The following is a 26432-nucleotide window of genomic DNA, read 5'->3' as shown; positions in this document are numbered from 1 at the left end:
ACCTCTTGATTTCTGAGCGAGTAGGGAATATGTGTGCGACTGCCTATCCGAGTGTCTTGCGCTGGATGGTGCGCACCCGCCGCGCCACCCGCCGCACCGTGGCGTTGCGCGGGATGAAGGCGAGCCGGTTCGGCAGCCCGCCGGGCAGGCCGAGCGCGGTGAGCCGGCGGCGCTTGAAGAAGCGGTCGATGCCGTCCGGGCGGTGCGTGAGGTAATCGGTGGCCGCCTGGTACAGGTCGGGGTAGATCTGCGGCTGCATCATGAACCCGACCGTCTCGACCAGGCCCGTCAGCTCCCCGATCTTCGCCGTCCGTCCGCTCTCCAGGTCGGGCAGCAGCGCGTCGGCCAGCGTGACCGGGACGCGGTTGCTGTTCTGGTACGGGGTCAGCCGCTCCAGCAGGACCTCGGTGCCGACACGCGCGGTGGACAGCCCGTAGAAGGTCTTCGCGGTGAACAGCGCGGTGGAGAAGCAGCCGACGACGAGGGCGGGCCGGACCCGCTCGTAGAGCACTTCGGCCAGCACGGGCACGTCCAGGACGGTCAGCCGGACGTCGAGGCGCTCGGCCTCCTCCTCCAGGGCCCGGCCGTAGCGGGCGGGCGCGGTGGGGTGCGGCTTGAAGATCACCTGGCGGTGTCCCTGGGCGACGGCGCCCCGCAGCATCCGTACGTGCAGGTCCTCTTCCTCCTCGGGCGTGAGGATGTCGAGCGCGGAGAGGTACTGGCCCAGCAGCAGGGCGGCCTCGTCGGGCAGGTCGGTCAACTCGGGGGCCGTGCCGCCGATCGTGCCGAGCACCTTCAGGAAGGCGTCCGTCGGTACGGTCTCCGGCGCCACACCGAACTCGGTGAGCAGCAGCGGCTTGAGGTCCGGCACCAGGTCCAGGTGCAGCAGACGGCGCACACGGGTGCCGACCAGCGGGTCGATCTTGAAGCGGGTGGGGCCGTAGCTCATCAGCCCGTCCGCGTACACGTCGACGGGTGCCACGGAGAAGATCTGGCTGACGGCGAGGGCCGGGTTGACCTGGATGGACTCCACGGCCAGCTCGACGTCGTCGTCCCCGAGGTTCCACAGCAGCCGCAGATGCCGTTCCCACAGCGGGGTGTCGTCGGGCCGCGGCGACCAGCCGCCGGGGTGGAAGGGGGTGATGGTCTCGTTCCACGAGATCACTTCGTCGAAGCGGTCGCGCAGCAGCGCGAAGCCCGGCATCTCGTTGACGGCTCGGGTGACCTCGGGGTTTCCCGCGTTGTTGGAGACCAGCAGGATGCGCCGGTCGGCGGGGTGGAAGCAGTCGGCGTCGATGGCCGCGGCGAGCGTGGCGACTCCGTAGAGCGTGGAGGCGCAGAAGATCTGGGTGGTCATGCGGAAGCGGCCTCCGTCACCGGGCGGCGTCGCAGTCTCCGCAGTCGTGAGGCGCGCTCCCAGTCCATCGAGTCGAGGGCGTCGTCGAGAATGTCCTGAGGCAGGCGCTTGAGGGCCGCCGCGCTCATGGTCCGCAGCCTGCGTGCCACCGCCGGCTCGAACTTCTCAATCGTGTTGAGGTGGTGGGCGATGATCGCGCAGTACGTGCGAACGGCCTTCGGGAGATAGCGGTCGGCGTCCCGGTCCTGCATGGTCTCGGCTATGACCTGGTCGAACGCCGGTATGAAGTCGAGCTGGCGCACGTCGCCGATCTGGGTCAGGGACGAGGTCACGCCGCGCCGGTAGAAGATCCCGAGCAGTCGCCCGGCCACGGCGAAGGACTCCGCCTCGCGGTGCAGGCGCCAGATCCAGGGCCGGTCCTCGGCGGTGTGCAGATGCTCGGGGAAGTGCAGCAGACCGCGGTCGACGAGCCTGCGGTGGTATATGCCCGCCCAGGAGTACGGGTAGTCGACGGGCGTCGAGCGGTTGCCCGGCAGGATCACGTCGCGCGGCGATATGACGGTGTCCCGCAGGCCGTACGGCACCCGGTGGATGACCCGTTCGCTTCCCGTGCACCGCACATGGTCGGTACGCATGAAGTCGCAGCCGAGCTTCTCGATGCCGGCCAGCAGTTGCTCGAAGTACCCGGGGGCGACCCAGTCGTCGCCGTCGAGGAACGTCAGGTACTCACCGCGGGCGGCGTCGATTCCGGTGTTGCGCGCGGCGGACACCCCGCTCTCCGTGCGCCGTATATGGACGGCGCCCGGGAGGTCGTGTGCCGCGCGCTCCACGATCTCGCGCGTCCCGTCGGTCGAACAGTCGTCGACGAGTATGAATTCGAAGTCGTCCCGCACGTTCGCGCGCAGGCTCTTCAGGGCTTCTGGGGCATATCGCTGCACATTGAAGAATGGCAGGATGACGGAGAGCTTGACCACCCGGTTGACGGTAGACGGCCGCCCGGCATTCGTCTTGACCGTTGGTGAGATCTGAGGTGAACGACACGTGGCGAAGCCGTGAACCCAGCGGATTTCTGGGTGGATCGCGGCGTGGTTCGCCATCCGTCGATGTGCTGTTAACCGTTTGTTGTGTTCAGGTTGGGCTGGACCTCGGAATCGCTTCCTAGCGTCTTGGGTGTGCCAGCAAGTACCAGGAAGCCCCTGCGAGTAGCCGTCCTCGCGGATTCCGATACCCGGTGGAAATGGGGATCGCTCACCGCGAACCGTATTTCACCGGACGGATCGGACATCCGTCTCAACGGCTATCTCCTGCGCGGCCGTGCGACCCCCACCGCCCGCCAGCTCGAAGAGGTCGGCGTCCGCGCGGATTCCCTCCGTGAGGTCACCGCCGTCGAATTTCTGCGCGACATGGAGGAGGAGCAGTACGACGTCCTGGTCCTCGCTCTGGTCGGGGGCGCCGTCCAGGCGATCCTGCACGGCCTCGCCCACGCCTGGGAGGGCCGCGCGAAGCGGCCCGTGGTCGTCACCGGCTATGTCGGCGTCGTCTACGAGAAGCTCGCCGACGGCCTGCTGCTGCGGCACGGCGCGGACCTCGTCCTCGCCAACTCGCGCCAGGACGCGGAGCGTTTCCGGGCCGTGTACGAGGGAGTGGGCGCCGACGCCTCCTCGGTGACGGAGGTGGCGCTGCCCTTCCTGGGCGGCGCGGACTACGAGAAGCACGACCCGTACACGGTCGTCTTCGCCGCCCAGCCCTCCGTCCCGGAGAGCCGCAAGGACCGTACGTACCTGCTGAACCGGCTGATCCAGCACGCCCGGCTGCACCCGGACCGCGAGGTGCTGCTGAAGCTGCGCTCCAAGCCGGGCGAGCACACCACGCACATCGAGGAACTGCCCTACCAGAAGCTGGCGCAGAAGACGGAGCTGCCCGCCAACTTCAGCCTGGTGTACGGGCACATGGGCGAGGTACTCGACCGCACCGACCTGCTGGTCACCATCAGCTCCACGGCGGCCCTGGAGTCCCTGCACCGCCGTATCCCCACCGTCGTCCTCAGCGACCTCGGGGTGCGCGAGGCGCTCGGCAACCACCACTTCGTGGGCTCCGGCTGCCTGGCCTCCTGGGAACAGCTCGACGCCGGGTACGAGCCGACGCCCGACCCGGTGTGGGTGGCCCGGCAGGGGGTCGCGGCCGGGGGTCCCCCCTCTGGGGGAGGGTCGTACGAGACGGCCTTCGACGAGGCGCGCGCCCGGATCACCGGACTGCTCGCGGCCCCCGGGCTGCTGCCCCTCACCCCCTACTACACGCCCGTCACCGCCCCCGGCTACCTCCCCGGGCTCCTCGCCCGCCACCACCTCGGCCCGGACGGCAGCCCGCTGCCCGGCGCCCCCGCCGCGGACAAGGAGCCCAGCCCCGTACGGCAGATCGTCCGCCGCGCGGCCCGCGGCGCCTACCGCCACGGAGTGCAGCGGGTGGCACCGGTGATCCGGCGGATGGGGGAGCTGTGACCGACACCTCTCCCGCACCCGTCCCGCAAGCCTTCCCCGTGTCCCTCGTCAAGGAGAACAGCGCATGACCAACTCGGAAGCGGCCGGCGCGACGCCGGTGCGCCGTGTGCTCGCGGTGATCCCCGCGCGCGGCGGCTCCAAGGGCGTCCCCGCGAAGAACCTCCTCCCGGTCGGCGGCGTCCCGCTGGTGGCCCGCGCGGTGCGCGAGTGCCGCGCGACGCGGCTCGTCACGGACGTGGTGGTCTCCACCGACGACCAGGCGATCGCCGCCGCCGCCCGTGAGGCCGGCGCCGAGGTCGTGCTGCGGCCCGCCGCCATCGCCGGTGACACCGCCACCTCCGAGGCCGCCGTCCTGCACGCCATGGACGCCCACGAGGCCCTGCACGGCTCCCCGGTCGACGTGGTCCTGCTCGTCCAGTGCACCAGCCCGTTCATCCTCCGCGAGGACATCGACGGTGTCGCCGCGGCGGTCGTCGAGAACGGCGCGGACACCGCCCTGACGGTCGCTTCCTTCCACGGCTTCATCTGGCGGGACGCCGCCGACGGGTCCACCGAGGGCGGCAACGGCGTCAACCACGACAAGTCCTTCCGCCCCCGCCGCCAGGACCGCCCCCAGGACCTCCTGGAGACCGGCGCGGCGTACGCCATGGACGCCGCGGGCCTGCGCGAGCACCAGCACCGCTTCTTCGGGCGCACGGAACTCGTGCGCACCGACCCGGCACGGGTGCTGGAGATCGACGACCCGCACGACCTCGCCCGCGCCCGGGCCCTCGCGCCGCTCTTCGACGCGAACCGGCCCGGCGCCCTCCCGACCGCCGACGACATCGACGCGGTCGTCCTAGACTTCGACGGCACCCAGACCGACGACCGGGTGCTGATCGACTCCGACGGACGGGAGTTCGTCTCCGTGCACCGCGGGGACGGTCTCGGTATCGCGGCCCTGCGCAAGAGCGGGCTGACGATGCTGATCCTTTCCACGGAACAGAACCCGGTCGTCGCCGCCCGGGCCCGGAAGCTCAAGATTCCGGTCCTGCACGGCATCGACCGCAAGGACCTCGCACTGAAGCAGTGGTGCGAGGAGCAGGGCATCGCGCCTGAGCGCGTGCTCTACGTCGGAAACGACGTCAACGACCTCCCGTGCTTCGCCCTCGTGGGCTGGCCCGTGGCGGTCGCGAGCGCCCACGACGTCGTGCGCGGCGCCGCACGCGCGGTCACCACCGTCTCCGGCGGCGACGGCGCGATCCGAGAGATCGCCAGCTGGATCCTCGGCCCTTCTCTCGACTCCCTCGACAAGTAAGGAACTTCTCCACCATGAGCACCAACTCCCGTCTGCGCACCTTCGGTTCGAAGACCGCCGGCCCCGGCCACCCCGTGTATGTCGTCGGCGAGATCGGCATCAACCACAACGGTGAGCTCGAGAACGCCTTCAAGCTGATCGACGCCGCCGCCGAGGCCGGCTGCGACGCCGTCAAGTTCCAGAAGCGCACCCCGGAGATCTGCACCCCGCGCGACCAGTGGGACATCGAGCGCGACACCCCCTGGGGCCGCATGACCTACATCGACTACCGCCACCGTGTGGAGTTCGGTGAGGACGACTACCGCAAGATCGACGAGTACGCCAAGAGCAAGAACATCGACTGGTTCGCCTCCCCGTGGGACACCGAGGCCGTCGCCTTCCTGGAGAAGTTCGACGTCCCCGCCCACAAGGTCGCCTCCGCGTCCCTCACCGACGACGAGCTGCTGCGCTCCCTGCGCGCCACCGGCCGCACGATCATCCTCTCCACGGGCATGTCGACGCCGAAGCAGATCCGCCACGCGGTCGAGGTCCTCGGCAGCGACAACATCCTGATGTGCCACGCCACTTCGACGTACCCGGCGCAGGCCGAGGAGCTCAACCTCCGCGTCATCAACACCCTGCAGGCCGAGTACCCGAACGTGCCGATCGGCTACTCCGGTCACGAGACGGGCCTGCAGACCACGCTGGCCGCGGTCGCCCTCGGCGCCACCTTCGTAGAGCGTCACATCACCCTCGACCGCGCCATGTGGGGCTCGGACCAGGCCGCGTCCGTCGAGCCGCAGGGCCTGACCCGCCTCGTCCGCGACATCCGCACCATCGAGGCCTCCCTCGGTGACGGCGTCAAGAAGGTCTACGAGTCGGAGCTCGGCCCGATGAAGAAGCTGCGCCGCGTCACGGGCGTCGTCGCCGAGGCGGAGATCGCCGCGGCCGCGGGCGAGCCGCTCGCGGTCTGAGGTCCTGACCTCCCGAACCCCCCACGCGTTACTTCCACCTCCATACGACAACTCCTTCCGACGGGACGGTCGTACGTCGATGAGCCCCCGCACCGGTTCCACCGGCCCCCACACTCTCGCCTTCGTCGAGAGTCCGGTACAGCTCCTGAACGTGCTGGAGTGGGCGCACACCCGCGCCCACGACGGCACGGCGCCCGGCGCGGGGCTCACCCTCGTCGTCCTGTCCCCCAACGATCCGATGACCCGGGGCCAACTGCGCCGCATGGCCGAACTGGCCCGCGACGAGGGCCACGAGGTCCGCTGGGAGGAGGCGCGCGGTGGCACCACGGCGCCCTTCCACACCATCGGCGGACTCGCCCCGCTGCTGCGCAGGGCCCGCCGCATCGTCATGGGAGACCCGTTCTCCCGCTATGTACAGCTGCTGCTGACCATCACCCGCGCCCCCGACCTGGTCGTGGTCGACGACGGCACGGCGACGATGGAGTTCGTCGCCCAGCTCGCCCGGGGCGAACGCCTGGTGCGCTGGCACCGGCGCGGTGGCCGTCCCGGTCCCCGGGACGTGCTCTTCGCCCCCGTCTCCGCCTCGGCCCGCCGCCGTCTCACGCCCGCCAAGGGCCGTACGGTCGAGGTCTTCTCCTCCATGCCCATCGACCCGGTCCCGGACGGCGTGCGCGTCACCGCCAACGACTTCTCCTGGACCCGCGCCCGCTTCGGCCCGCCCCGCATCACCAAGGGCGCGGACCTGGTCGGCACCTCCCTGGTCGAGACGGGCGTGGTCGACCCGGACCGCTATCTGGAGGCGGTCCGCTCCCTCGCCAAGGCCCACGGGGCGACCCGCTACTTCGCCCACCGCCGCGAGAGCACCGACAAACTCCACCGGCTGGCCGCGGAGACGGGCCTGGAGATCGTCCGCCCCGACCTCCCGCTCGAACTGATCGCCCGCCGGGGCCCCATAGGCCGTACGATCCTCAGCTTCCCCTCGACGGTCGTGCACACCCTGCCGCTGGCCCTGGTCGGCACCGAGGTCCGCGTCGCCGTCTGCGACATCGACCCGACCTGGCTGACGGACAACGCCTCTCCACGCGCCCAGGGCTTCCTGTCGGGCGTCACGGGCACGGCCCGGGACGTGCACCGGCTGTCGACGGTGACGTCGCCGTAGGACATCTGTGGAGCGGCTGTTCACCGGCTGCCGGCGTTCGTGTCGAGATGTGACATGGGCACGCATTCTCTGAGCCCCCCGGGCGTGGCCCGGGGGGCTCCGGCGTTGGTCCCGTCCGGGTGGGACACGTCGGTCCCGTCCGGGTGGGACACAGGGATTCCGAATCTTCTCCACACCGGTTGCACCGAACAGACACGCGCTGTTCGCGAGTCGTCCATAGATCGCGCGTTGGACCGACACGATCCAGCCATTGAATCTCCCCTCGTGGCGCTATTTGGTCGCCGCACGCCTGTTCCGTTTACGCAGTGGGGGGACCACACGTGGCGTCCGCGCACGAGGAGTCCGACAGACCGGACTCCGACAGACCGGGGTCCGGGGGATCGGGTTCCGGCAGACCCGCGCCCCGGCGGCCGTACGCCGCCCGGGGGCTCGGTGACCGGATCTTCCGGTATCAACTGACGACCAGCGGTGTCGTCGTCCTCGCCATCATGGCGGGAGTGGGCCTCTTCCTGCTCATGAGGGCCGGTCAGGCGCTCAAGGCCACCGGCTTCTCCTTCCTCACCACCGCCCAATGGCAGCCGGACGTCCACCGTTTCGGCATCGCGGCCGTGCTCACCGGCACCCTGCTGATCGCCGCCGTCGCGGTGACGCTCTCCGTGCCGCTGGCCGTCGGGACCGCGCTGTTCATCTCCGACGTGGCGCCGCCCCGACTGCGCCGCACGCTGGTGACGATGGTCGACCTGATGGCGGCCGTGCCGTCCGTGGTCTACGGGCTGTGGGGCCTGTTCTTCCTCCAGCAGCACGTGATCGGACTGTCGCGCTGGCTGTCCAGCTGGCTTGGCTGGATCCCGCTGTTCACGGTGGACGGCGCCCAGCCGGGCGAACCGCTCGCCTCCGACAGCGTCTACACCGCCTCCACCTTCGTCGCCGGAATCGTCGTCGCACTGATGGTCGCGCCGATCCAGTGCTCGGTGATGCGCGAGGTCTTCGCGCAGGCCCCGGCGGGCGAACGCGAGGGCGCCTACGCGCTCGGCGCCACCCGCTGGGGAATGATCCGCTCGGTCGTCCTGCCCTACGGCAAGGCCGGCATCATCGGCGGCACCATGCTGGGCCTGGGCCGGGCGCTCGGCGAGACGATCGCGGTCTACCTGATCATCTCGCCGGTCTTCACCATCCAGCCGCACATCCTGCAGACCGGCTCGAACTCGGTCTCCTCGCTGATCGCCCTGCACTACGGCGACGCCTCCACCTTCGGCATGTCGGCGCTCATGGCAGCGGGCCTGGCGCTGTTCCTGCTCACCCTGGCGGTCAACTTCACCGCCTCCTCGGTCGTGGCCCGCTCCCGGTCCGGCGCACAGAGCGAGGCATGAGATGACCGTCGTAGAAGAGAACCTCGTAGCAGACAACCTCGTGGCGGAGCAGCCCGTCCCGGCCGCGGAGACCGCCGCGCCGGGGCCCGCCCTGCCCCCCGACCGGCCGCGCCGCATCGGCGGCGTCAGCCGCTCCGGCGTGCTGTCGCTCACCGGCGCCGCCGCCTCCGGGCTGTGCGTGACGATCCTGCTGTACGGCGAACTCGCCCCGTTCTCCGGCGCGTTGGGCTTTACCCTCACCGCCTACCTGCTCTTCCTCGCGATCTACGCGGTGTTGACAGGATTCGAAGAAGACCGGCAGGCCGTACGCGACCGGGTCATGACCGTCGTGCTGTGGACCGCGGCCACGCTGATGTTCACCGCGCTCGCCCTGGTCGTCGGCTTCACCGCCTGGCGCGGCCGGGAGGCGCTGCCGCACGGCAACTTCTTCACCCAGGACATGCAGGCCGCGGGCCCGCTCGACCCGCTGACCAACGGCGGCATCGCCCACGCGATGGCCGGCACCCTCATCATGACCGCCATCGCGCTGGCGATCACCGTGCCGCTGGGTCTCGCCTGCGCCGTGTACCTGAACCAGATCCCGGGCCGCTTCTCCCGCTTCGTCCGCACCATCGTCGAGGCGATGACCGCGCTGCCGTCGATCGTGGCCGGCCTGATGGTGTTCGCCGTCTGGATCCTCGGACTCGGCATGCAGAAGTCGGGCCTCGCGGCCGGGTTCGCGATCAGCGTGATGATGCTGCCGATCGTGATCCGCGCGTCGGACGTGGTGCTGCGCCTGGTGCCGGGCACGCTCACCGAGGCGGCGGAGGCGCTCGGCGCACCCCGCTGGCGCACCGTCTGGCACGTGATCCTGCCCACCGCACGCTCCGGCCTCGCCACGGCCGTCATCCTCGGCACCGCGCGCGGTATCGGCGAGACCTCGCCGGTCCTGCTGACCGCGGGCTTCACGGCGGCGCTCAACACCGACCCCGTCAGCGGGCCGATGGTCTCCCTGCCGCTGGCCGTCTTCAACTTCGTCAAGTCGCCCCAGCCGACCATGATCGCCCGCGGCTTCGGGGCGGCGGCCGTCCTCATGGCCCTGGTCCTGGTGCTGTTCGTGATCGCCCGGGTGATCGGTGGCCGCGGCCCCGGCCACCAGACCAAGCGCCAGGCCCGCCGCACCGCCCGCGCCTCACGGCAGGACATGGCGCGCTTCGACGAACTGCACGCCCCCGGCCTGTCCCTGTTCGAGGACGCCCCCGGCCCGTCCCTGTCCAAGGCCCTTCCCCGTACCGAAGCGTCCGCCACAGCCGCCCCCACCGCCCCCGGAGAGAACGACTGATGCGCAGCCACCTCCCTACCGTCCTCGGGCGCCTGCGCGCCCTTGCGACCCTCGGCGCTCTGTTCGGCGTGATCGCCGGGCTGCTGGCCGGACCCGCGGCGGCCCCCGCCGCGGCCGAGAGCTACACCCCGGTCGCCGGGGCCGGCTCCACCTGGGCCGAGAACGCCATCGACCAGTGGCGCAAGGCCGTCAACCAGTACGGCATGCGGATCAGCTACGCCGGCGGCGGCTCCTCCGACGGCCGCCGGCAATTCCTCAGCGGCACCGTCGACTTCGCGGTCTCGGACATCCCGTTCCAGACCCACCCGACCGACGGCTCGGCCGCCGAACGCCCCTCGGCCGGCAGCTACGCGTACATGCCGATCGTGGCCGGCGGCACCTCCTTCATGTACCACCTGACCGTCAACGGCAAGAGGGTCACCAACCTCCGCCTTTCCGGAGACGTCCTCACCAAGATCTTCACCGGCGTCGTCAAGACCTGGGACGACCCGGTGATCAAGGCCGACAACCCGGGGCTCCAGCTGCCGCACCGCCCCGTCGTCCCCGTCGTCCGATCCGACGGCTCGGGCTCCACCGCCCAGTTCACGATGTGGATGGCCGCCCAGCACCCGTCGCTGTGGAAGGCCTACTGCCGCAAGGTCGGCCGCTCCGGGGCCTGCGGGCAGACCTCGTACTACCCGACCGTGCCCGGCATGATCGCCCAGTCCGGCGACCCGGGCGTGGCGGGCTACGTCGCCCAGAACTACGGCGAGGGCGCCATCGGCTACGTCAACTACTCGTACGCCCTCAACGAGGGCTATCCGGTGGCCAAGATCCTCAACCACGCGGGCTACTACACCGAGCCGACCCCGAAGAACGTCGCCGTCTCGCTCCTCAAGGCGAAGATCAACACGAACAAGAGCTCCGCCGACTACCTCACCCAGCAGCTCGACGGCGTCTACAACGACACCGACAAGCGCAACTACCCGCTCTCCAGCTACTCGTACATGATCCTGCCGCTGCGGGTGCAGGGCACCTTCACGGAGACCAAGGGCAAGACGCTCGGCGCGTTCTCGTACTACTTCATGTGCCAGGGCCAGCAGCAGATGCCCAAGCTCGGCTACTCGCCGCTGCCCATCAACCTGGTCCAGGCGGGCTTCGACCAGATCCGCCGGATCCCGGGCGTGCAGGCCAAGAACATCAACATCAAGGGCTGCAACAACCCGACCTTCTCCTCCGACGGGCGCAACAAGCTCGCCGAGACCGCCCCCTACCCGGCGGCCTGCGACAAGAAGGGCGCCCCGGCCTGCACCACGGGCAGCGGCGGCGCCAAGACGGGCGGCGGCTCCGGCGGTTCGGGATCGACGGGCGGTACGAGCGGCGGCGGCACGTCCGGCGGCTCCGCGAACGGCGGTACGAGTGGCGGGAGTTCGGGCAGCGGCGGCGGCACGGGAGGCGCAGGCGGCGCGGCGGGCGGCAGCGCCCAGCCCGCCGTCGACCCCGACACCGGGCAGACCCTGGCGCCCGGCACCGGCACCGGCACCGGCGGATCGGGCACCGGCACCGGCGGCGGCACCGCCGTGGACGGCACCATCGCCCTCGCCCAGCCGGTCGCCGTGGCCGGGCACAGCGGCTGGACCGGCACCCAGACGCTGATGCTGCTCGCCGTGGTCCTGGTGCTCGGGCTGCTGCTCCTGCCGTCCATCGTCTCCCGGGCGATGGCCGGACGCGCCGGCGGCCCCGGCGGTCCCGGTAAGGGCGACACCGAGAACTTCACGGACGGGGGCGCGCGATGAAGCGCATACGCAACCTGCTGGTGCGCCTCGTCGCCGGCACCGCCGTGGGCGCCCTCGCCGGCCTCGCGGTCGCCCAGGCCGCACCGTCCGCCACCGCCGCCAGCACGGCCGGCTCCGCCGTCACCGTCGCCGGCCGCGGCGAGTTCAAGGACATGAGGTTCACGGTCAGCCAGACCAAGCACCTCACCAGCCAGGCGATCACGGTCTCCTGGACCGGCGGCGCCCCGACCGCCCTGGCGGGCACGCTGTTCAACACCGACTTCGTGCAGATCATGCAGTGCTGGGGCGACGACGACGGCACCGTCCCGGGCAACCCCGGCCCGTCGCGCACCCAGTGCCAGTACGGCGCCTCCCCGACCACCGACCGGGGCAACTGGCCGGGCAACGAGTACGACGACACCCGCAAGATCTTCTACAGCGCCGACCCCAGCAACTACGGCCAGGACGACCGCTACGGCGCCGGCGGCGTCTCCGGACAGGGCGAGGTGCCCTTCAAGTCCGTCGACGGCACGCTGATCACCTCCGGCACCCAGAACAACGCCCTGTACAGCCGCAACACCACCAACGAGGTCGACTTCGCCCGCACCGGCGCCGGCGGCACCGGCCAGGAGTTCTTCGAGGTGCAGACCGCCAACGAGGCCCCGCACCTGGGCTGCGGCGTCCCGGTCACGGCGGACGGCCGTACGACCCCGCGCTCCTGCTGGCTGGTGATCGTCCCGCAGGGCCACCTCGACCTCGACGGCAAGCCGTACGCCGACACCAGCCAGGTCAACGCCGGCTCCCCGGTCTCCTCCACCAACTGGAAGAACCGCGTCGCCGTCAAGCTCGACTTCAACTCGGTCGGCACCAACTGCGCCCTCGGCTCCGACGAACGCGCCACCACCGGCAGCGAACTCGCCGCCGACGCCATGACCAGCTGGCAGGCGGCCCTGTGCCCGACCGGCAAGGTGTTCGGCTACACCGAGCTCGGCGAGCCCGACACCCGCTCCCGCCTCGCCGGCGACGGTTCCTCCGGGCTCGCCTTCACCACCCGCGCCCTCGGCGCGGACCCCGGCACGACCGCCCCGACGGACAGCACCGTCTACGCGCCCACCGCGCTCTCGGGCACCGTCATCGGCTTCACCATCGAACGCAGACCCAGGGCCGGAGCCTCCGAAGCGACCCGCCGCCTCGCCGGAACCAAGGTCGACTCCATCGACCTCACGCCCCGGCTGGTCGCCAAGCTGCTCACCGAGTCCTACCGCAACTCCCCCTGGGGAGCCGTCCTCGGCTCCACCGTCGCCAAGGGCTACGACTGGGCGAAGAGCAACCCGGCGGGCCTCGCGAGCGACCCCGAGTTCCTCGCGCTCAACCCCGAGTTCGCGGAGCTGTCGGTCCCCGAGACCCCGGCCACCGACACCGACCTGCTGACCTCGCTCGGCCGTACCGACTCGGCCCGCGCCGTCTGGCAGTGGATCGTCTCCGACAAGGCGGCCCGCAACTTCCTCGCGGGTGTGTCCGACGACTGGGGCATGCGCGTCAACCCGTACTTCAGCACCAACGCGGACCTGAACCCGACCGGTTTCGTCTTCGACCCGGCGAGCACCGACACGTACCCCAAGAGCGACCCCTGGTGCACGATTCCGCCGAACTCCGGCGCCACCAAGGACAACCAGCAGTGCATGATCGACTTCCATCCGTATGTGACGGACATGCACGCCGGCGCCCTGCACACCCGGCGCGCCGACAGCCTGTGGAAGGCGACCTGGGACCCGCTGGCCAGCCCGCCCGCGTACAAGAGCCCCGGCCCGCAGACGGTGGGCTCCCGGTTCGTGATCACGGTCACGGACGCGGCCTCCGCCGCCCGCTACGGCCTGCAGACCGCGCGGCTGCGCAACACGGCGGGCACGTTCGTCGCGCCCACGACCGTGTCCCTCACCGCCGCCGCGGCCTCCGCGTCCGGTGCCCACGCCGCCGAGATCAGCCCGGCCAAGGCCACCGCGAAGGGCGCGTACCCGCTCGCGCAGCTGGTGTACGCGGCGGTGCGCCCGGCCGAGCTGGACGCGGCCGCCCGCAAGGACTACGCGGCACTGCTGACATACGCGGCCGGAAAAGGCCAGGTCAGCGGCGCGGACCCGGGCCGGCTCCCGGCCGGCTACGCCCCGCTGTCGACCGTGCAGCGCGCGAAGACGGACGCGGCCGCCGACGCCCTCGTCCACTACACCGGGCCGTCCGCCACCGGCGGCGGATCCTCCGGCGGGTCCTCCGCAGGAGCGAGCGGCGGTACGGGGGGCACGGGTGACTCCGGCGGTACGTCGACCGGGGGCGGCACCGGCGGTACCGGCGGTACCGGCGGCACGGCCGACTCCGGCGCTGCGGCGTCCGGCGGCGGGAGCGCGAGCCCCACGCCCAGCGGCGCGCCCTCGTACGACGGTGGCAAGGCCGTCGCGACCACCGCACAGGGCACCACACCGGCCGACCCCGCGAACGCGCTCCGCTACGCCGTACCGGTCGGCGCCGCGCTCGGTGCCGTGGCCGGGCTGGGCGCGCCCTTCGCGGGCGGCGGCAGGCTCCGCTTCCCGCTGCGCGTACCGCTCCCCGGCGGCCGCGTCCTGAGCATCCCCGCCCCCACCCTCCCGGAGCGGCTGCGCAGGCTGCTGCCTCCCGGCCGGGACTGACCCGGTGCCCCGCCCCCACCGCCCCGACACTCCCGCCACCCAAGACAGCCACCCCCACCCGGGGAGTCCGGTCCGCCGGGCTGAGGCTCTCGGCCAGGGAGTTCGGTCCGGGGGAGCGAGGTCCCGTAACGGGGTCCCGTAACGGGGTCCCGTAACGGGGTTCCGTAACGGGGTTCCGTAACGGAGTCCGGTCCGCCGGACCCGATGCCGCACGACGACGGAGCCAGGCCCGCCCGGGCCGGGGCTCCCCACAGACGGCCGTCCGCCCCGAAAGGCAGTCGGGGCGGACGGCCTGACCCCCCACCCTGCCAGATCCACCCACGCAGAACCGCCGTTCAACCGACGCACAACCACAGGAGAACCTCGATGCGCACAATGCGCCTCACCGCGGCCATGGTCGCCGCCGCCGTGGTGTCCGGCACGCTGGCTCTCGCGAGCCCGGCCTCCGCCGACCCCACCCCCGCCGGGACCTTCCGCCAGCTCGTCGGCGTGGGTTCCGACACCACCCAGGACGTCCTCAACGCCCTCGCCGGTGACATCGTCAACGGCAAGAGCTACGCCGACACCGCCGTGAAGGCGGGCGACGCGGGCATCGCCTCGTACGACGCGTTCGTACCCGGCGCCGCCACCTCCACCATCCAGACCCGCTCCGGCGGTCCGGCCTTCCTGCGCCCCAACGGCTCCGGCCCGGGCCGCGCCGCCCTCAGCATGTCGCTGACGGGTGACCAGTTCCCCAACCCCGCCACCGGTGTCGCCATCAAGGGCCAGGTCGACTTCGCCCGCTCCTCCGGCGGCCCGAGCACCTCCGGCACCACCCTCACCTACATCCCGTTCGCCCGGGACGCGGTGGGCGTCGCCGTTCGCGGCTCGGCCCTGGACACGCTGACGGTCGACCAGCTGCACGACATCTACACCTCCGGCGACAACCGCCTGAAGGAGCTGAACGGCCAGACCCTGCACCCCTTCCTCCCGCAGGCCGGCTCCGGCACCCGCAAGTTCTTCCTCGCGGTGATCGGCCTCACCGAGCTCACGGTCTCCCCGGAGATCCCGACCGTCCAGGAGAACCAGGCCAACGCCGCGCTCACCGAGGACGGCGCGCTCGTCCCGTTCTCCGTGGGCAGCTGGATCGCCCAGAACAACGGCATCGCCCCCGACTACAGCAAGACCGCGATCGCTGCGGGCGCCCACCTCGCGAGCGTGAAGCTGCCCGGCGACACCGGCGGCGCCACCAACCCCGTCACGACGGTGGACGGCCAGCTCACCCCGGTCAACCACTACTACGAGAACGTCACCTTCGGCCGCGACGTCTACAACGTCGTCCCGAGCCGCGCCATCGACCCCGCCGGCGTCTTCTTCGACAAGGCGCTGTACGACGTCTTCGTCACCAGCGGCACCCACGAGGCGGCCCTCGCCACCGACTCCGCCGAGAAGGTCATCGCCGACTTCGGCTTCCTGAACGAGTCGTACAACGGCTCGGTCAACCCCGCCCGGCACGCCAAGACCGGCGGCCTTGAGGTGTCGAGCATCGACATCAACACGCCCGCCGCGCCCGCCCTGAAGGCCACCACCGGTGACGCGAGCCTCAAGCTGAGCTGGACCGCCCCCAACCCGGCCCCCGCGCTCCCGGTCACCGACTACCGCGTCACGCTGACCGGTTCGGACGGCGCCGTCGTGGCCGTCAAGGACGTCTCGGCCACCACCCGGTCGTACAGCTTCACCGGCCTGGCCCTGGGCACCTACACGGCCACCGTCGCCGCCGCCAACCTCAACGGCAACGGCAAGGCGGCCTCCTGGACCGGCGCCGTCAAGTACACCAGCGCCGTGAAGGCCACCGCCGCCACGACCGCGTACGGCAGGACCCCGAAGGTCGCCGTCACCGTCACCGGTTCGCACGGCGTCGTCCCGAGCGGCAAGGTGACCGTCAAGGACGGCACCACCACGCTCGGCACGGGCACCCTGGACCGGTCCGGCAAGGTCACCATCGGCCTGTCCAACCACCTCAAGGTCGCCACGCACACGCTGTCGGTGTCGTTCGGGGGCAGCACCAAGCTCAACGCCGCCTCGACGACCGCCAAGCTGACGATCACCAAGGCGGCCCCGTCCATCGGCTCCACCGCGCCCGCCTCGGTCAGCCACAACAGCCGCGCCAAGGTCGGCGTGAAGGTCACCGCGACCGGCACCACGCCGACCGGCACGGTCCGCATCTACGAGGGCTCCCGCGTGATCGCCACCGGCACGCTCAGCGGCGGCAAGGTGACCCTCACCCTGCCCAAGCTGGGCCGTGGCAAGCACACCATGCACGCGACCTACATGGGCTCCACGACGGTGAACTCGAAGAACGGCGTCACCTTCACCATCAAGTCCACCTGATCCCTGGCGAGTCGACTTCCTGTCGGGGCGGCCGCCACCGCCCCGGCAGGAACCAGGCATCAGGAACCAGGCATCAGGAGCCGGTATCCGCAAGCCGGTATCCGCAAGCCGACGACCACATCCCGCATCCACGCCCGAAGGAGACGCGCCGCCGTGACGGTCGCCGTACAGACCAAGCTCGCAACCCCCGTGCCGCGGCTGGGCGTTCGCGGCGTCACCGCCGTCCGGCATCTCGCCCGGGGCGGCCTGCTCACCCTGGCCGCGCTGCTGCTCGGCCTGACCGTGCAGCTGCTGCTCGTCAGCGATCTCCAGGAGCGGGCCGCCCAGCACGCCGCGTACGACGCGCTGCGCACCCAACTGGCCCTCGGCACCGCCCCGGTGGCCCAGATCGACCAGACGGGCAAACTGCTCGCGCCCGGCACCCCGGTCGCGCTCATCGACATCCCCGCCGTCCACGTCCACCAGGTCGTCCTGGAGGGCACCGACTCCGCCGTCCTCACCGACGGACCCGGCCACCGCCGGGACACCCCGCTGCCCGGGCAGTCCGGCACCAGCGTGCTGATGGGCCGCGCGGCCGCGTACGGCGGTCCCTTCGGCCGCCTCGACGAGCTCGCCATGGGCGACACGTTCACCGTGACCACCGGCCAGGGCAAGGCGAGGTACCAGGTCCTCGGCGTACGACGGGCCGGCGACCCGGCGCCCGCCGCCGTGGCCTCCGGCAAGGGCCGCCTGGTGCTGGCCACGGCCACCGGCCCGGACTTCATGCCCGGCGGAATCCTGCGCGTCGACGCCGACCTGGTCTCCACGCCCGCCCAGACCCCGGCGGCCGTCATCCGCCCCGGCACGCTCCCGCAGTCCGAACAGCCGCTGGCCCGCCCCTCCGGCGTGCCGTGGCCGCTGGTGATGTGGCTCCAGGCGCTGGTGGCCGCCGCCGTCGCCGCGGTCTGGGCCTGGCACCGCTGGGGCCGCCACCAGACGTGGATCGTGTTCGCGCCGGTCGTCGCGGTCCTGGGCCTCCAGGTCGCCGTCCGCACCACCGAACTGCTGCCCAACCTGCTGTGAACCTCCCCGAGACCCACGATCACCACGAGGTGTGCGACGTGACCGAAGCGACCGCTTCCCCCGATACGGCGGTGACCACCGCCACGACCGCTACCGCTACCGCTACCGCTTCCGTCGGGACGGCGGTGGCCGACACCGCCGTCCTGCCGCCCGTCGCGGCGCTCGGGACCGCGCGGGGGACCGCCGCTCCCGCGACACTCGAAGCCCGTGCGGTCTCGGCCTGGTTCGGCAGCCACCAGGTGCTGGAGCAGGTCTCCCTCACCATGCCCGCGGGCCAGGTCACGGCGCTGATCGGCCCCTCCGGCTGCGGCAAGTCGACCTTCCTGCGCACGCTCAACCGGATGCACGAACTGATCCCCACGGCCGCGATGGGCGGCGAGGTGCTCTTCGACGGCGAGGACGTCTACGCCCCCCAGCGCCGTCTGACCGACGCCCGGCGCCGCATCGGCATGGTCTTCCAGAAGCCCAACCCGTTCCCCGCCATGTCGATCTACGACAACGTCGTGGCGGGCCTGCGCCTGACCGGTACGCGGGTGAACCGCCGCGAGAAGGACGAACTGGTCGAGGAGAGCCTGACCAGGGCCGGCCTGTGGAAGGAGGTGCGGGACCGGCTCCGCCAGCCCGGCGGTGCGCTCTCGGGTGGTCAGCAGCAGCGCCTGTGCATCGCCCGCGCCCTCGCCGTACGCCCCCGGGTGCTGCTGATGGACGAACCGTGCTCGGCGCTCGACCCCACGTCCACCCGCCGGGTCGAGGAGACCATCCACGAACTCGCGGGCCAGGTGACCGTCGTGATCGTCACCCACAACATGCAGCAGGCGGCCCGCGTCTCCCAGCAGTGCGCGTTCTTCCTCGCCGAACAGGGCACCCCCGGCGGCATCGTCGAGCACGGTGCCACCGAGCACATCTTCGGCACGCCCGAGGACCAGCGCACGGCGGACTATGTGGCGGGCCGCTTCGGCTGACATCCTCGGCTTCTGTGATCATCAGACGCCGTACTCTCCTCACCGCGCTCGCGACGGCGCCCGCCCTGGGCACCGTCTCGGCCGCCGTGACCGCCACGCCCGCGACGGCCGCCGAACCGGCCTCGAACACCGCCCTGTACGCCGACCCCACCTGGACCGAGGGCGTGGACTGGTGCCGCAGGTCCCGACGGCACCTCGTCGACGACCAGAGCCGGACCGGCCGCGCCCCCCTCGTCCGGACCACCGTCATCGCCCCGCACGGTGGCGGCATCGAAGGGGGTACCTCGGAGCTGTGCCTGGCGGTAGCCGGCTACGCCCCGTCCGACCTCTCGCCCGCGCCCGCCGCCGGCCCGGTGCACGACTTCTGGATGTTCGAGGGGCTGCTCGGCAACGGAAACGGCGCCCTGCACGTCACATCGACCCACTGCGACGACACGATCGCCCGCTCGCTGTGCGCCGGCAGCCTGAACGCGCTGTCCCTGCACGGCTGTTCCCCGGAGCAGGCGGGTCTGGAGTCCGGCGCACAGGCGGTCCTGATCGGCGGCCTCAACCCGGCCTTCCGGCAGTACCTGCTGGAGGAGTTCACCGCGGCCGGCATCCGCGCGGTGACCGCGTCCGGCGAGGAGGAGATCGCCGGCATCTCCCCGGACAACATCTGCAACCGCACCCTGCTCGGCATGGGCGCCCAGCTGGAGATCACCACGGCCCTGCGCGCCTCGATGTTCACCCCCGGGAAGAACACCGTGGCCGACCGGGCGACCAACCTGCTGGAGCCCTTCAGGACCTTCGTGACAGCGGCACGCAGGGCGATCGACCGGGTGGAGGCGGACCAGCCGGTGCGGTGAGGCCGCATACGCGGCCGTCCTTCACAGCGGCTATGAGCGTACCGAGCTGAGCGGGGGAGGCCGTGAGGACGACCTCCGGTTCGTCGCTCTCCCGGAGCCGGATCGATCCGTCGGCAACGGTGGCGACGTAGACGCAGGAGGAGGCCTCCGAGCTGTACGTGGACTTCTGCCAGGTGGGTTCCGCCATGGTGGCGTGGTCCTTCAGGTCTGGGCGGCGGCTGTGCGATGGATGAGGTCGCGGGAGGCGTCGGCGGAGAGCGCGAGCTTTTCGAGGCGGTCGAGGACCGTGACGTATCGCTCCAACTGCGCCGCGGCGTCGAGGAATTCGCTCCCATGGTCGGTGTCCAACTGCACGGTGTCGAGCTGCCGCTTTAGTTTCTGTCCGCCGGTCGACACCCGGGCGTACCCGATTTTGATCTCGGTGCGCACGAGCGGCTCGGCGACGAGCACGTCCGCGGCGTCCGCCGGCTCCTGAGCGGTCATCATGGCCCCGGAGCACGTCAGAAAACGGCAGTCCGGGGCACCCCCGCGGCGGGCAGCTCCGCCCACGAGTTCGGGCAACCGGCTTGAGTGATCCGCTGCTTGCTCTATCCGCGTGGTGTGGTGATCTGCCGTACGGCGTGGACGACGGCGGCGCGGTGCTGGATCAGTCGCTGCGCCGGCCACGGGGCGCTTCCGCTGGTCGGGCTCATGCCGCCTGTGAGGCTGAACCAGGTTTGGGCCAGCGCCAGCACGAAAGCCACCAGGTCCTCCGGGCCGAGCTCCGGATCGACTCGGCCCTGCTCCTGGGCCGCCGCCACGGCTGTGGTCTTTGCGGTGTAGGTGGCGGCCTCCTGGTCGGTGGCGCCGGGGCGCTCCAGCAGTTTCCAGAAGAGCAGCCGCATCAGGTGGGGGTGGGCGACCAGGTCGTCGAAGATCTGTCCCGCGACTTCGGGGAGGTCCTCGGCGTCGAAGGGCACGGTTTCCGTGCCCACGGCCAGCACCCGCTCGATCACCGCGTCGAACAGCTGCTCCTTGTTGCCGAAGTAGGCGTAGATCCTTTGCTTGTTCGCATGGGCAGCCTCGGCGATGCGGTCCACCCGGGCGCCGGCCAGGCCGTGCGCGGCGAACTCGGCGGAGGCGGCGTCCAGAAGGCGTGCCTTGGTCGCGGCGGAGTCTCGGGCCATGCCGCCATTCTAGCAAGTAACCATCCAGTTAGTTTGACACCTGTGAAGGCGTGCTCCACCATAGAAACCATCCAGTTGGTTGCCACGGCTTGGGTGACCTCGACACAAGGAAGATCAATGATGGAACTCCGCACGCTCGGCAGCCAGGGCCTCACCGTCTCCGTCCAGGGACTCGGCCTCATGGGGATGAGCGCCTTCTACGGCGGCACCGACGAGGCCGAATCGCTGGCCACCATCGACCGTGCCCTGGAACTGGGCGTGACCCTGTTCGACACTGCCGAGATCTACGGCCCCTTCACCAACGAGCAGCTCCTCGGCAAGGCGCTCACCGGCCGCCGCGAGCAGGCCGTGATCGCCACCAAGACCGGAATCGAGATCGGCGACGACGGTGCGGTGACCGGCCTCAACGGGCGCCCCGAGTACATCCGCCGCGCCTTGGACCGCTCCCTGCGCCACCTGGACACCGACCACGTCGATCTCTACTACCTGCACAGGGTCGACCCGCAGGTGCCGATCGAGGAGACCGTCGGCGCCATGGGTGAGCTGGTGGACGCCGGCAAGGTCCGCCACATCGGCCTGTCCGAAGCCTCGCCGGGGACCATCCGCCGCGCCCACCGCATCCACCCGCTGACCGCGGTCCAGACCGAGTACTCGCTCTTCGAGCGCGGCATCGAGCAGGACGGGGTCATGGCCACCCTGAACGAGCTCGGGATCGGCCTGGTCGCCTACGCGCCGCTGGGGCGCGGCTTCCTCTCCGGCGCGATCACCAGCCCGGACGACTTCGCCGCCGACGACTACCGCCGCATCGACCCCCGCTTCCAGGGCGAGAACTTCCGGCGCAACCTGGCCGTGGTCGACGAGGTCCGCCGGATCGCCGCAGCCAAGAAGGTCACACCCTCCCAGCTGGCCCTCGCCTGGGTCCTGCACCAGGGCGCGGTCGCCATCCCTGGCACCAAGCGCCGCCGCTACCTGGAAGAGAACAGCGCCGCTGCCGCCGTAACCATCACCGCGCAAGAGATGGCCGCCATCGATGCGGTCGCCCCGCACGGGATCGTCGCCGGCGACCGCTACACCCCCGACCAGATGCAGCTTCTCAACGGGTGAGTACGGGGCCTCCCGGCAGGCGGCCCGCCACGGCTCGGCCTCCCGGGAGGCCGAGATGCAGCAATCCAACCAGTCCTGGACGCTTGTGTAGGCGGCGTCCTCGGCCTCCGGAAAGAGATGAGCACAATGATCGACCATGTCTTCCTGACGGTGAGCGACAGGGAACGCTCAGTCGAGTTCTACAGCCAGGTGCTGAAGCCGCTGGGCATGCGCCACGTGTTCGACTTCGACGGCTCAACCGCCCCGGAGTGGGTCGGCGACCTCGCAGGGTTCGGCACCGACACGGCCTTCACGTTCTGGCTGCGCGAAGGCGACAGCCAGGGACACGCCGCGCACGTCGGCTTCACCGCACCCTCGAGAGAGGTCGTCGACGCGGCGTACGCGGCGGCCATGGCAGCGGGGGCGACCGACAACGGTGCACCTGGGGAGCGCCCCTACTTCGCTCCCGGATACTACGCGGCCAACGTCCTCGACCCCGATGGGTACAGCCTGGAGTTCACCTACCACGGGCAGCCCTGACCTGGAGGTTTTCCGCAGGCCTGGGCGGACGGCGATGGTCCGGCCTGCCCCCGCTTCACGGCGACGGCACCAGCACTGGCGGGAGAAGGCCGACGACTCGCCGGTGACGGCGTTCGGGGGCGCCTTGCTCAACTGCCCGTGCCGGGCCGGCGCGGAGAGCCGGTTCACCGGCGCCCGCGACAGGTTCACCCGCCCCAGCGCGAACGCGGAGATCTCCTCCACCCGTTCCATGGCCCGCACCATCGCGGTGCCCGTCGTCTTCACTGGCGGCGTACGCAGCCGCTCCAGCTCCGGGACCCGTCTGCCCCCCGGTACTTCGAGCAGCTGAGCCGGCGCCGGCGCGAGCGCGGGATCGGCCCGCCGGGTCGCCCGGGCCACCGCCTCGTACAGGCGCCGCTCGGCCGCCGTACGGGCCTCGGACACCTGCCGGGCCGGCACCGACACCCCGGGCAGCAGCACCCGGTTCTTGCGCAGCCACGTCACCGCGTGGTTGAACAGCGCCACCGGCCCCTCGGCGTGCGTCCACGCCCGCCCGTACTCACACATGACGTGTCCTCGATGCCTAGCTGCCCGGCCAGGTACTCCACGACCTCCCACGGCACCGCCGGCGGATCACCGGCCAGGAACCGACCGAGGTAGCGGACCGTGCAGATCTGCAAGGCCATGCCCAAGCGGTGCGTGTCCGTACGCCGCAGCGCGATCAGATCGCGGTCGTCATCGTCGAGGAAGAAGAACCGCTCCAGCTCCGGGCGCGTAGGCGCCGCGGTGAACGTCCCGTACGCCTCGGCCTTTATCTGTACGCAGGCCAGAAGTGTCAGGGACGTTCGCCACGAGGGATCGGCGAAGTCGCGCATTCTCGTGGCTGACAGTTGGTCGGCGACGACACCCTGTGGGGCGTCAACAGACGCCGCAAGGGCATCGGCCCGACTTGGGCCGCGCTCAAGAGCATCCGCGCGGCCCGCCCGGACGGCGCCCCGGTCTATGTGATCCTGGACAATCTCTCCGCCCACAAGAACGGGCGTATGCGCCGCTGGGCGACGAGCAACAAGGTCGAGCTGTGCTTCACCCCGACGAACGCGTCGTGGGCCAACCCGATCGAGGCACACTTCGGGCCGCTGCGGCAGTTCACCCTCGCCAACTCCCACCACCCCAACCACACCGTCCAGACCCGCCAGTTGCACCGCTATCTGCGCCGGCGCAACCAGAACCCCCGCCGCCCCGACGTCCTGGCGGCACAGCGTCGCGAACGCGCCCGCATCCGCTGCGAGAAGGGCATTCGCTGGGGCGGACGCCCCCTCTCCGCCGCAGCCTGACCAAGTGAGGGATCCCGCCGTGCCCGGATGTGGAGATCAGACAGCGGCCAGGCTCTTCGCCATGACCCGCTCCCTGCCAACGCCATCGGGCAGAAGATCGCCGGGCTCACCCGTGTCCGTGAAACCGTGCCGCTCATAGAGCGCGGTCGCCTTGCGGTTGTCCGGCATGACGGACAACCGCAGGGTCGTGGCGCCGCGCTCCGCCCCCCACCGCTCGACCGCCTGGATCAGGTAGTCGCCCACGCCCTTGCCCCGAGCCGTTGGGTTGACCCACATCGAGATCAACTCCACGTTCTGTGCTCCCTCGCCCGGCACTCCGCTGGCGATGCCCACCGGAAGGCCGTCGAGGAGCGCGACGAGATCGTGCGCGCCAGGAATCGACAGACGGGCACGCCAGCGTTCCTCTCGGTCGCCGGAGCCCTGCCACTGGGCCAGCGTCGATCCGAACGCGTAGGGCGCCTCAGCAAGCGCGGCCAGTCGCAACTCCCGCCAAAGGGGCCAGTCGTCTGATTCCAAAGTGCGTAGTTCAAGCATGATCCAGACCCTGCCCGCCCGGCGGGGCGGACAGCAAGTTGATTACAACCATGCAAACGAGGTCGCTCAGCCCTGCGACCGGGGAGCAGCGGTGACTCACGCACCCGCAGACCACGAGACCTCGGTGAACCTGTCCGGTCACGGCACTGGTGATGCAATTGCCCTTCCGGGCCGATGAGTTGGCGTCAACTGTCGATCGGGCCGGTGACCGTTACAGGTCCGATGCGTCGATCCAGCAAATCGTCGCCACCAGATCTGGAGCCTTGTCGGTTGCTTCGGCTGCCGGCAAAGCCCAGTCCCGGCAGTCAGCCACGATCCGATCCCGGCAGTCAGCCACGATCCGAGCCCAGGGCAGCCGGCGGTCAACCTCCCAGTCGATGCCCGGACCATGGCCTCCGAAGGCCTCGTCACCGGGCTTGACCTGCCAAACCTGGAAATAGAGCACCGCCTGACCGTGAGCAGCAAGCTGCTCAAAGGTCGTCCTGGGCCTCGGTGAGCGCGGACTGCAGGCCGTCCCGTTCCGCTTCGGCGCGGACCGGCTTGATGCCCAGTTCCTGGTTGGCCGCGGTGAGTTCGTTGATGCGGGAGACGAGTTCAGCATGGCCTGCTTGTCCGACTTGCTGTCCAAGGCCGCGCTGAACGGCGGCCTTGAGCCGGTCCTGCTCCTCCCGCAGGGCCCGGAGCCAGGCGCGAGCCAGTTCCAGGTCGGTCGCTATTCGCCGGGCCGGCGAGGGCGCCGGTCTTGCGCTCCCGAACCTTGTCCCCGGTTCGGGCCTTGCGCGCGGCCTCGATGTGCTCGTCCACGCCCTCGGCGTGGACGAGCCAATTCGACACCTGGGCGGCCTCGGCGACGCCGAGCAACGTGGCGCTTGGCGATCACGCCCAGGCCTCGTCGGCAGGGCGGCCGACGGGCATGGGCAGGGCGACCGGCTACCCGAGCACGCGGCCGTCCTTGACGGCGGCTATGAGCGTGCCGAGCTGAGCGGGGGAGGCCGTGAGGACGACCTCCGGTTCGTCGCTCTCCCGGAGCCGGATCGTTCCGTCGGCAACGGTGGCGACGTAGACGCAGGAGGAGGCCTCCTGGCTGTACGTCGACTTCTGCCAGTCGAGTTCGGGCATGGCGGGGGCTTCCTAGAGGTCGTGGACGAGCTGGGCGATGAAGGACGACACCCGGAACCGGACTGGGCGCGATGATCCGCACATGGCGGGACGGGCTGCCCCCGTCGGCCGCTGGGCTGCCGGTGGCCCGCGGGCGCCGGGCGGCCGGTCTGCGGCGCGAAGAACTGGCTGACCTGGCCGGGGTATCGGTCGACTACATCGTGCGCCTGGAACAGGGGCGGGCCACGACACCCTCAGCGTCGGTGGTGGCGTCCCTGGCGCGCGCCCTGCAGCTGTCCACCGCCGAGCGGGACCACTTGTACCGGCTGGCCCAGCTTGTACCGCCGGTGGACGGCGCGATCTCTGACCATCTCCCGCCCGGCGTGCAGCGGGTGCTCGCCCGCCTCGGGGACGTGGCGGTTGCCGTGTTCGCGGCGGACTGGCAACTGGTGTGGTGGAATCGTGGGTGGGCCGCCCTGCTGGGCGACCCCTCCGCCTCGCCGTCGCGGCTGCGCAACTTCGCGCGCGACAGGTTCCCGGTGGACGCCAGCCCCGCCCAGCTCGCGCTGTGGCAAGTGACCGAGGCGGACCGCGACGCCACCGACGCCGCCGTCGTCTCCGACCTGCGCCGCGCCACCGGCCGCTTCCCCCGGGACAGCCGCTTGGCCGCGCTGATCCGCGATCTGAACGCGGGCAACAGGAGGTTCGCCGAGCTATGGGCTACCGGAGAGGTGTCCGCGCACCGTGAGGACCACAAGACGATCAACCACCCGTCGGTGGGCCCGGTCACGGTGGACTGTGACGTCCTGACCGACGGCGACTCCGAGCTCAAGATCGTCATCATGACCGCCGCGCCCGGCAGCGAGGACGAGACCAAGTTCCGGCTCACCGCCATCGCCGGCCCACCGGCCACCACGCACAACTGATCCGACCTGCGCGTCGATCGACCGGCTGCATGTGCGTGGCGAGTGTTGAATCACGATGCCGACCTCTACGAGGAGAGGAACACCGTCGAGCACGTCATCAACAAGCTCAAGGCCCGGCGAGGCGTCGCCACCCGATACGACTGTGA

At 71.0% G+C, this 26432-nt stretch carries 23 protein-coding genes and 3 pseudogenes; 17 read left to right on the top strand and 9 right to left on the bottom strand.

Annotated elements, in window-relative coordinates; translation table 11 throughout:
• Positions 1-43: 43 nt before the first annotated feature.
• Positions 44-1357, bottom strand: a complete 1314-nt coding sequence (locus tag RV986_RS20230; protein ID WP_475918766.1) for an alpha-2,8-polysialyltransferase family protein — start codon at positions 1355-1357, stop codon at positions 44-46.
• Entirely contained in the window at positions 1354-2331 is a 978-nt protein-coding gene (locus tag RV986_RS20225) for a glycosyltransferase family 2 protein (protein ID WP_475918765.1), read from the bottom strand. The genes RV986_RS20230 and RV986_RS20225 overlap by 4 nt, the downstream gene beginning before the upstream one ends.
• 198 nt (positions 2332-2529) lie before the next feature.
• Here RV986_RS20225 and RV986_RS20220 point away from each other — a divergent pair, with 198 nt between their 5' ends.
• From RV986_RS20220 to RV986_RS20165, 12 genes are all read left to right on the top strand, one after another.
• Positions 2530-3855 carry a DUF6716 putative glycosyltransferase gene (locus tag RV986_RS20220; RefSeq protein ID WP_475918764.1) on the top strand — a complete coding sequence of 442 codons (1326 nt, stop codon included), beginning with the start codon at positions 2530-2532 and terminating at the stop codon, positions 3853-3855.
• A gap of 64 nt (positions 3856-3919) precedes the next feature.
• Positions 3920-5152 (top strand): cytidylyltransferase domain-containing protein, encoded by a 1233-nt coding sequence (locus RV986_RS20215; protein WP_475918763.1) that lies wholly within the window; start codon positions 3920-3922, stop codon positions 5150-5152.
• Positions 5153-5166: 14 nt separating this feature from the next.
• Complete coding sequence (locus tag RV986_RS20210) at positions 5167-6105, top strand: N-acetylneuraminate synthase family protein (RefSeq protein ID WP_475918762.1); 939 nt, start codon at positions 5167-5169, stop codon at positions 6103-6105.
• Between the two features lie 79 nt (positions 6106-6184).
• Complete coding sequence (locus RV986_RS20205; protein WP_475918761.1) at positions 6185-7264, top strand: hypothetical protein; 1080 nt, start codon at positions 6185-6187, stop codon at positions 7262-7264.
• 320 nt (positions 7265-7584) lie between these two features.
• Positions 7585-8634 carry a phosphate ABC transporter permease subunit PstC gene (gene pstC / locus RV986_RS20200; protein WP_475918760.1) on the top strand — a complete coding sequence of 350 codons (1050 nt, stop codon included), beginning with the start codon at positions 7585-7587 and terminating at the stop codon, positions 8632-8634.
• Between the two features lies 1 nt (position 8635).
• On the top strand, positions 8636-9955 hold the full coding sequence (gene pstA, locus RV986_RS20195; protein WP_475918759.1) for a phosphate ABC transporter permease PstA: 1320 nt from the start codon (positions 8636-8638) through the stop codon (positions 9953-9955).
• Complete coding sequence (locus RV986_RS20190; RefSeq protein ID WP_475918758.1) at positions 9955-11730, top strand: phosphate ABC transporter substrate-binding protein PstS; 1776 nt, start codon at positions 9955-9957, stop codon at positions 11728-11730. The genes pstA and RV986_RS20190 overlap by 1 nt, the downstream gene beginning before the upstream one ends.
• Positions 11727-14387 (top strand): hypothetical protein, encoded by a 2661-nt coding sequence (locus RV986_RS20185; RefSeq protein ID WP_475918757.1) that lies wholly within the window; start codon positions 11727-11729, stop codon positions 14385-14387. The genes RV986_RS20190 and RV986_RS20185 overlap by 4 nt, the downstream gene beginning before the upstream one ends.
• A gap of 366 nt (positions 14388-14753) precedes the next feature.
• Positions 14754-16757 carry an Ig-like domain repeat protein gene (locus tag RV986_RS20180; RefSeq protein WP_475918756.1) on the top strand — a complete coding sequence of 668 codons (2004 nt, stop codon included), beginning with the start codon at positions 14754-14756 and terminating at the stop codon, positions 16755-16757.
• A 153-nt stretch (positions 16758-16910) separates the two neighbouring features.
• Complete coding sequence (locus RV986_RS20175) at positions 16911-17819, top strand: sortase (protein ID WP_475918755.1); 909 nt, start codon at positions 16911-16913, stop codon at positions 17817-17819.
• Positions 17820-17962: 143 nt separating this feature from the next.
• On the top strand, positions 17963-18781 hold the full coding sequence (gene pstB, locus RV986_RS20170; RefSeq protein ID WP_475924347.1) for a phosphate ABC transporter ATP-binding protein PstB: 819 nt from the start codon (positions 17963-17965) through the stop codon (positions 18779-18781).
• 14 nt (positions 18782-18795) lie between these two features.
• Positions 18796-19626 carry a poly-gamma-glutamate hydrolase family protein gene (locus RV986_RS20165; RefSeq protein WP_475918754.1) on the top strand — a complete coding sequence of 277 codons (831 nt, stop codon included), beginning with the start codon at positions 18796-18798 and terminating at the stop codon, positions 19624-19626.
• On the opposite strand, the gene RV986_RS20160 is transcribed toward RV986_RS20165, so the two are convergent.
• The 3 genes from RV986_RS20160 to RV986_RS20150 form a co-directional block, all read right to left on the bottom strand.
• Positions 19559-19813, bottom strand: a complete 255-nt coding sequence (locus tag RV986_RS20160; protein WP_475918753.1) for a DUF397 domain-containing protein — start codon at positions 19811-19813, stop codon at positions 19559-19561. The genes RV986_RS20165 and RV986_RS20160 overlap by 68 nt on opposite strands.
• A gap of 14 nt (positions 19814-19827) precedes the next feature.
• Positions 19828-20112 (bottom strand): Scr1 family TA system antitoxin-like transcriptional regulator, encoded by a 285-nt coding sequence (locus RV986_RS20155; RefSeq protein ID WP_475918752.1) that lies wholly within the window; start codon positions 20110-20112, stop codon positions 19828-19830.
• A gap of 101 nt (positions 20113-20213) precedes the next feature.
• Positions 20214-20792, bottom strand: a complete 579-nt coding sequence (locus RV986_RS20150; RefSeq protein WP_475918751.1) for a TetR/AcrR family transcriptional regulator — start codon at positions 20790-20792, stop codon at positions 20214-20216.
• A 120-nt stretch (positions 20793-20912) separates the two neighbouring features.
• Between RV986_RS20150 and RV986_RS20145 the strand changes: the two genes are divergently transcribed.
• Together RV986_RS20145 and RV986_RS20140 are read left to right on the top strand one after the other, a co-directional pair.
• On the top strand, positions 20913-21896 hold the full coding sequence (locus RV986_RS20145) for an aldo/keto reductase (RefSeq protein ID WP_475924346.1): 984 nt from the start codon (positions 20913-20915) through the stop codon (positions 21894-21896).
• 117 nt (positions 21897-22013) lie between these two features.
• The gene (locus RV986_RS20140) at positions 22014-22415 is read left to right on the top strand and encodes a VOC family protein (RefSeq protein ID WP_475918750.1); all 402 of its coding nucleotides are present in this window, start codon (positions 22014-22016) and stop codon (positions 22413-22415) included.
• 117 nt (positions 22416-22532) lie between these two features.
• On the opposite strand, the pseudogene RV986_RS20135 reads toward RV986_RS20140, so the two are convergent.
• A pseudogene (locus RV986_RS20135) lies at positions 22533-23233 on the bottom strand (DUF4158 domain-containing protein); the annotation flags it as partial.
• Between the two features lie 54 nt (positions 23234-23287).
• Here RV986_RS20135 and RV986_RS20130 point away from each other — a divergent pair.
• Positions 23288-23728: pseudogene (locus tag RV986_RS20130) on the top strand (transposase); the annotation flags it as partial.
• 36 nt (positions 23729-23764) lie between these two features.
• Here the strand turns inward: RV986_RS20130 and RV986_RS20125 are convergent.
• The 3 genes from RV986_RS20125 to RV986_RS20115 all read right to left on the bottom strand — a co-directional run bounded on the left by RV986_RS20125 (position 23765) and on the right by RV986_RS20115 (position 25381).
• Positions 23765-24262, bottom strand: a complete 498-nt coding sequence (locus RV986_RS20125) for an N-acetyltransferase family protein (RefSeq protein WP_475918749.1) — start codon at positions 24260-24262, stop codon at positions 23765-23767.
• Positions 24263-24473: 211 nt separating this feature from the next.
• Positions 24474-24707, bottom strand: a complete 234-nt coding sequence (locus tag RV986_RS20120) for a hypothetical protein (RefSeq protein ID WP_475918748.1) — start codon at positions 24705-24707, stop codon at positions 24474-24476.
• 485 nt (positions 24708-25192) lie between these two features.
• The gene (locus tag RV986_RS20115) at positions 25193-25381 is read right to left on the bottom strand and encodes a DUF397 domain-containing protein (RefSeq protein WP_475918747.1); all 189 of its coding nucleotides are present in this window, start codon (positions 25379-25381) and stop codon (positions 25193-25195) included.
• A 71-nt stretch (positions 25382-25452) separates the two neighbouring features.
• On the opposite strand from RV986_RS20115, the gene RV986_RS20110 reads away from it, so the two are divergent.
• Complete coding sequence (locus tag RV986_RS20110) at positions 25453-26286, top strand: helix-turn-helix domain-containing protein (protein WP_475918746.1); 834 nt, start codon at positions 25453-25455, stop codon at positions 26284-26286.
• A gap of 39 nt (positions 26287-26325) precedes the next feature.
• Positions 26326-26427 (top strand): annotated as a pseudogene (locus RV986_RS20105) (IS5/IS1182 family transposase); the annotation flags it as partial.
• Positions 26428-26432 lie beyond the last annotated feature (5 nt).

The organism is Streptomyces sp. RLA012 (assembly GCF_056270325.1).
Note: the sequence above shows the minus strand (reverse complement) of the source record. Positions and strands in the feature narration are given on the sequence as shown.

Coding starts and splice junctions, on each gene's coding strand:
- RV986_RS20145 (WP_475924346.1), top strand. CDS start 20,913: ATGGAACTCCGCACGCTCGGCAGCCAGGGCCTCACCGTCTCCGTCCAG.
- pstA (WP_475918759.1), top strand. CDS start 8,636: ATGACCGTCGTAGAAGAGAACCTCGTAGCAGACAACCTCGTGGCGGAG.
- RV986_RS20205 (WP_475918761.1), top strand. CDS start 6,185: ATGAGCCCCCGCACCGGTTCCACCGGCCCCCACACTCTCGCCTTCGTC.
- RV986_RS20215 (WP_475918763.1), top strand. CDS start 3,920: ATGACCAACTCGGAAGCGGCCGGCGCGACGCCGGTGCGCCGTGTGCTC.
- RV986_RS20125 (WP_475918749.1), bottom strand. CDS start 24,262: ATGCTTGAACTACGCACTTTGGAATCAGACGACTGGCCCCTTTGGCGG.
- RV986_RS20150 (WP_475918751.1), bottom strand. CDS start 20,792: ATGGCCCGAGACTCCGCCGCGACCAAGGCACGCCTTCTGGACGCCGCC.
- RV986_RS20110 (WP_475918746.1), top strand. CDS start 25,453: ATGATCCGCACATGGCGGGACGGGCTGCCCCCGTCGGCCGCTGGGCTG.
- RV986_RS20140 (WP_475918750.1), top strand. CDS start 22,014: ATGAGCACAATGATCGACCATGTCTTCCTGACGGTGAGCGACAGGGAA.
- RV986_RS20115 (WP_475918747.1), bottom strand. CDS start 25,381: ATGCCCGAACTCGACTGGCAGAAGTCGACGTACAGCCAGGAGGCCTCC.
- RV986_RS20210 (WP_475918762.1), top strand. CDS start 5,167: ATGAGCACCAACTCCCGTCTGCGCACCTTCGGTTCGAAGACCGCCGGC.
- RV986_RS20180 (WP_475918756.1), top strand. CDS start 14,754: ATGCGCACAATGCGCCTCACCGCGGCCATGGTCGCCGCCGCCGTGGTG.
- RV986_RS20230 (WP_475918766.1), bottom strand. CDS start 1,357: ATGACCACCCAGATCTTCTGCGCCTCCACGCTCTACGGAGTCGCCACG.
- RV986_RS20155 (WP_475918752.1), bottom strand. CDS start 20,112: ATGATGACCGCTCAGGAGCCGGCGGACGCCGCGGACGTGCTCGTCGCC.
- RV986_RS20190 (WP_475918758.1), top strand. CDS start 9,955: ATGCGCAGCCACCTCCCTACCGTCCTCGGGCGCCTGCGCGCCCTTGCG.
- RV986_RS20185 (WP_475918757.1), top strand. CDS start 11,727: ATGAAGCGCATACGCAACCTGCTGGTGCGCCTCGTCGCCGGCACCGCC.
- RV986_RS20160 (WP_475918753.1), bottom strand. CDS start 19,813: ATGGCGGAACCCACCTGGCAGAAGTCCACGTACAGCTCGGAGGCCTCC.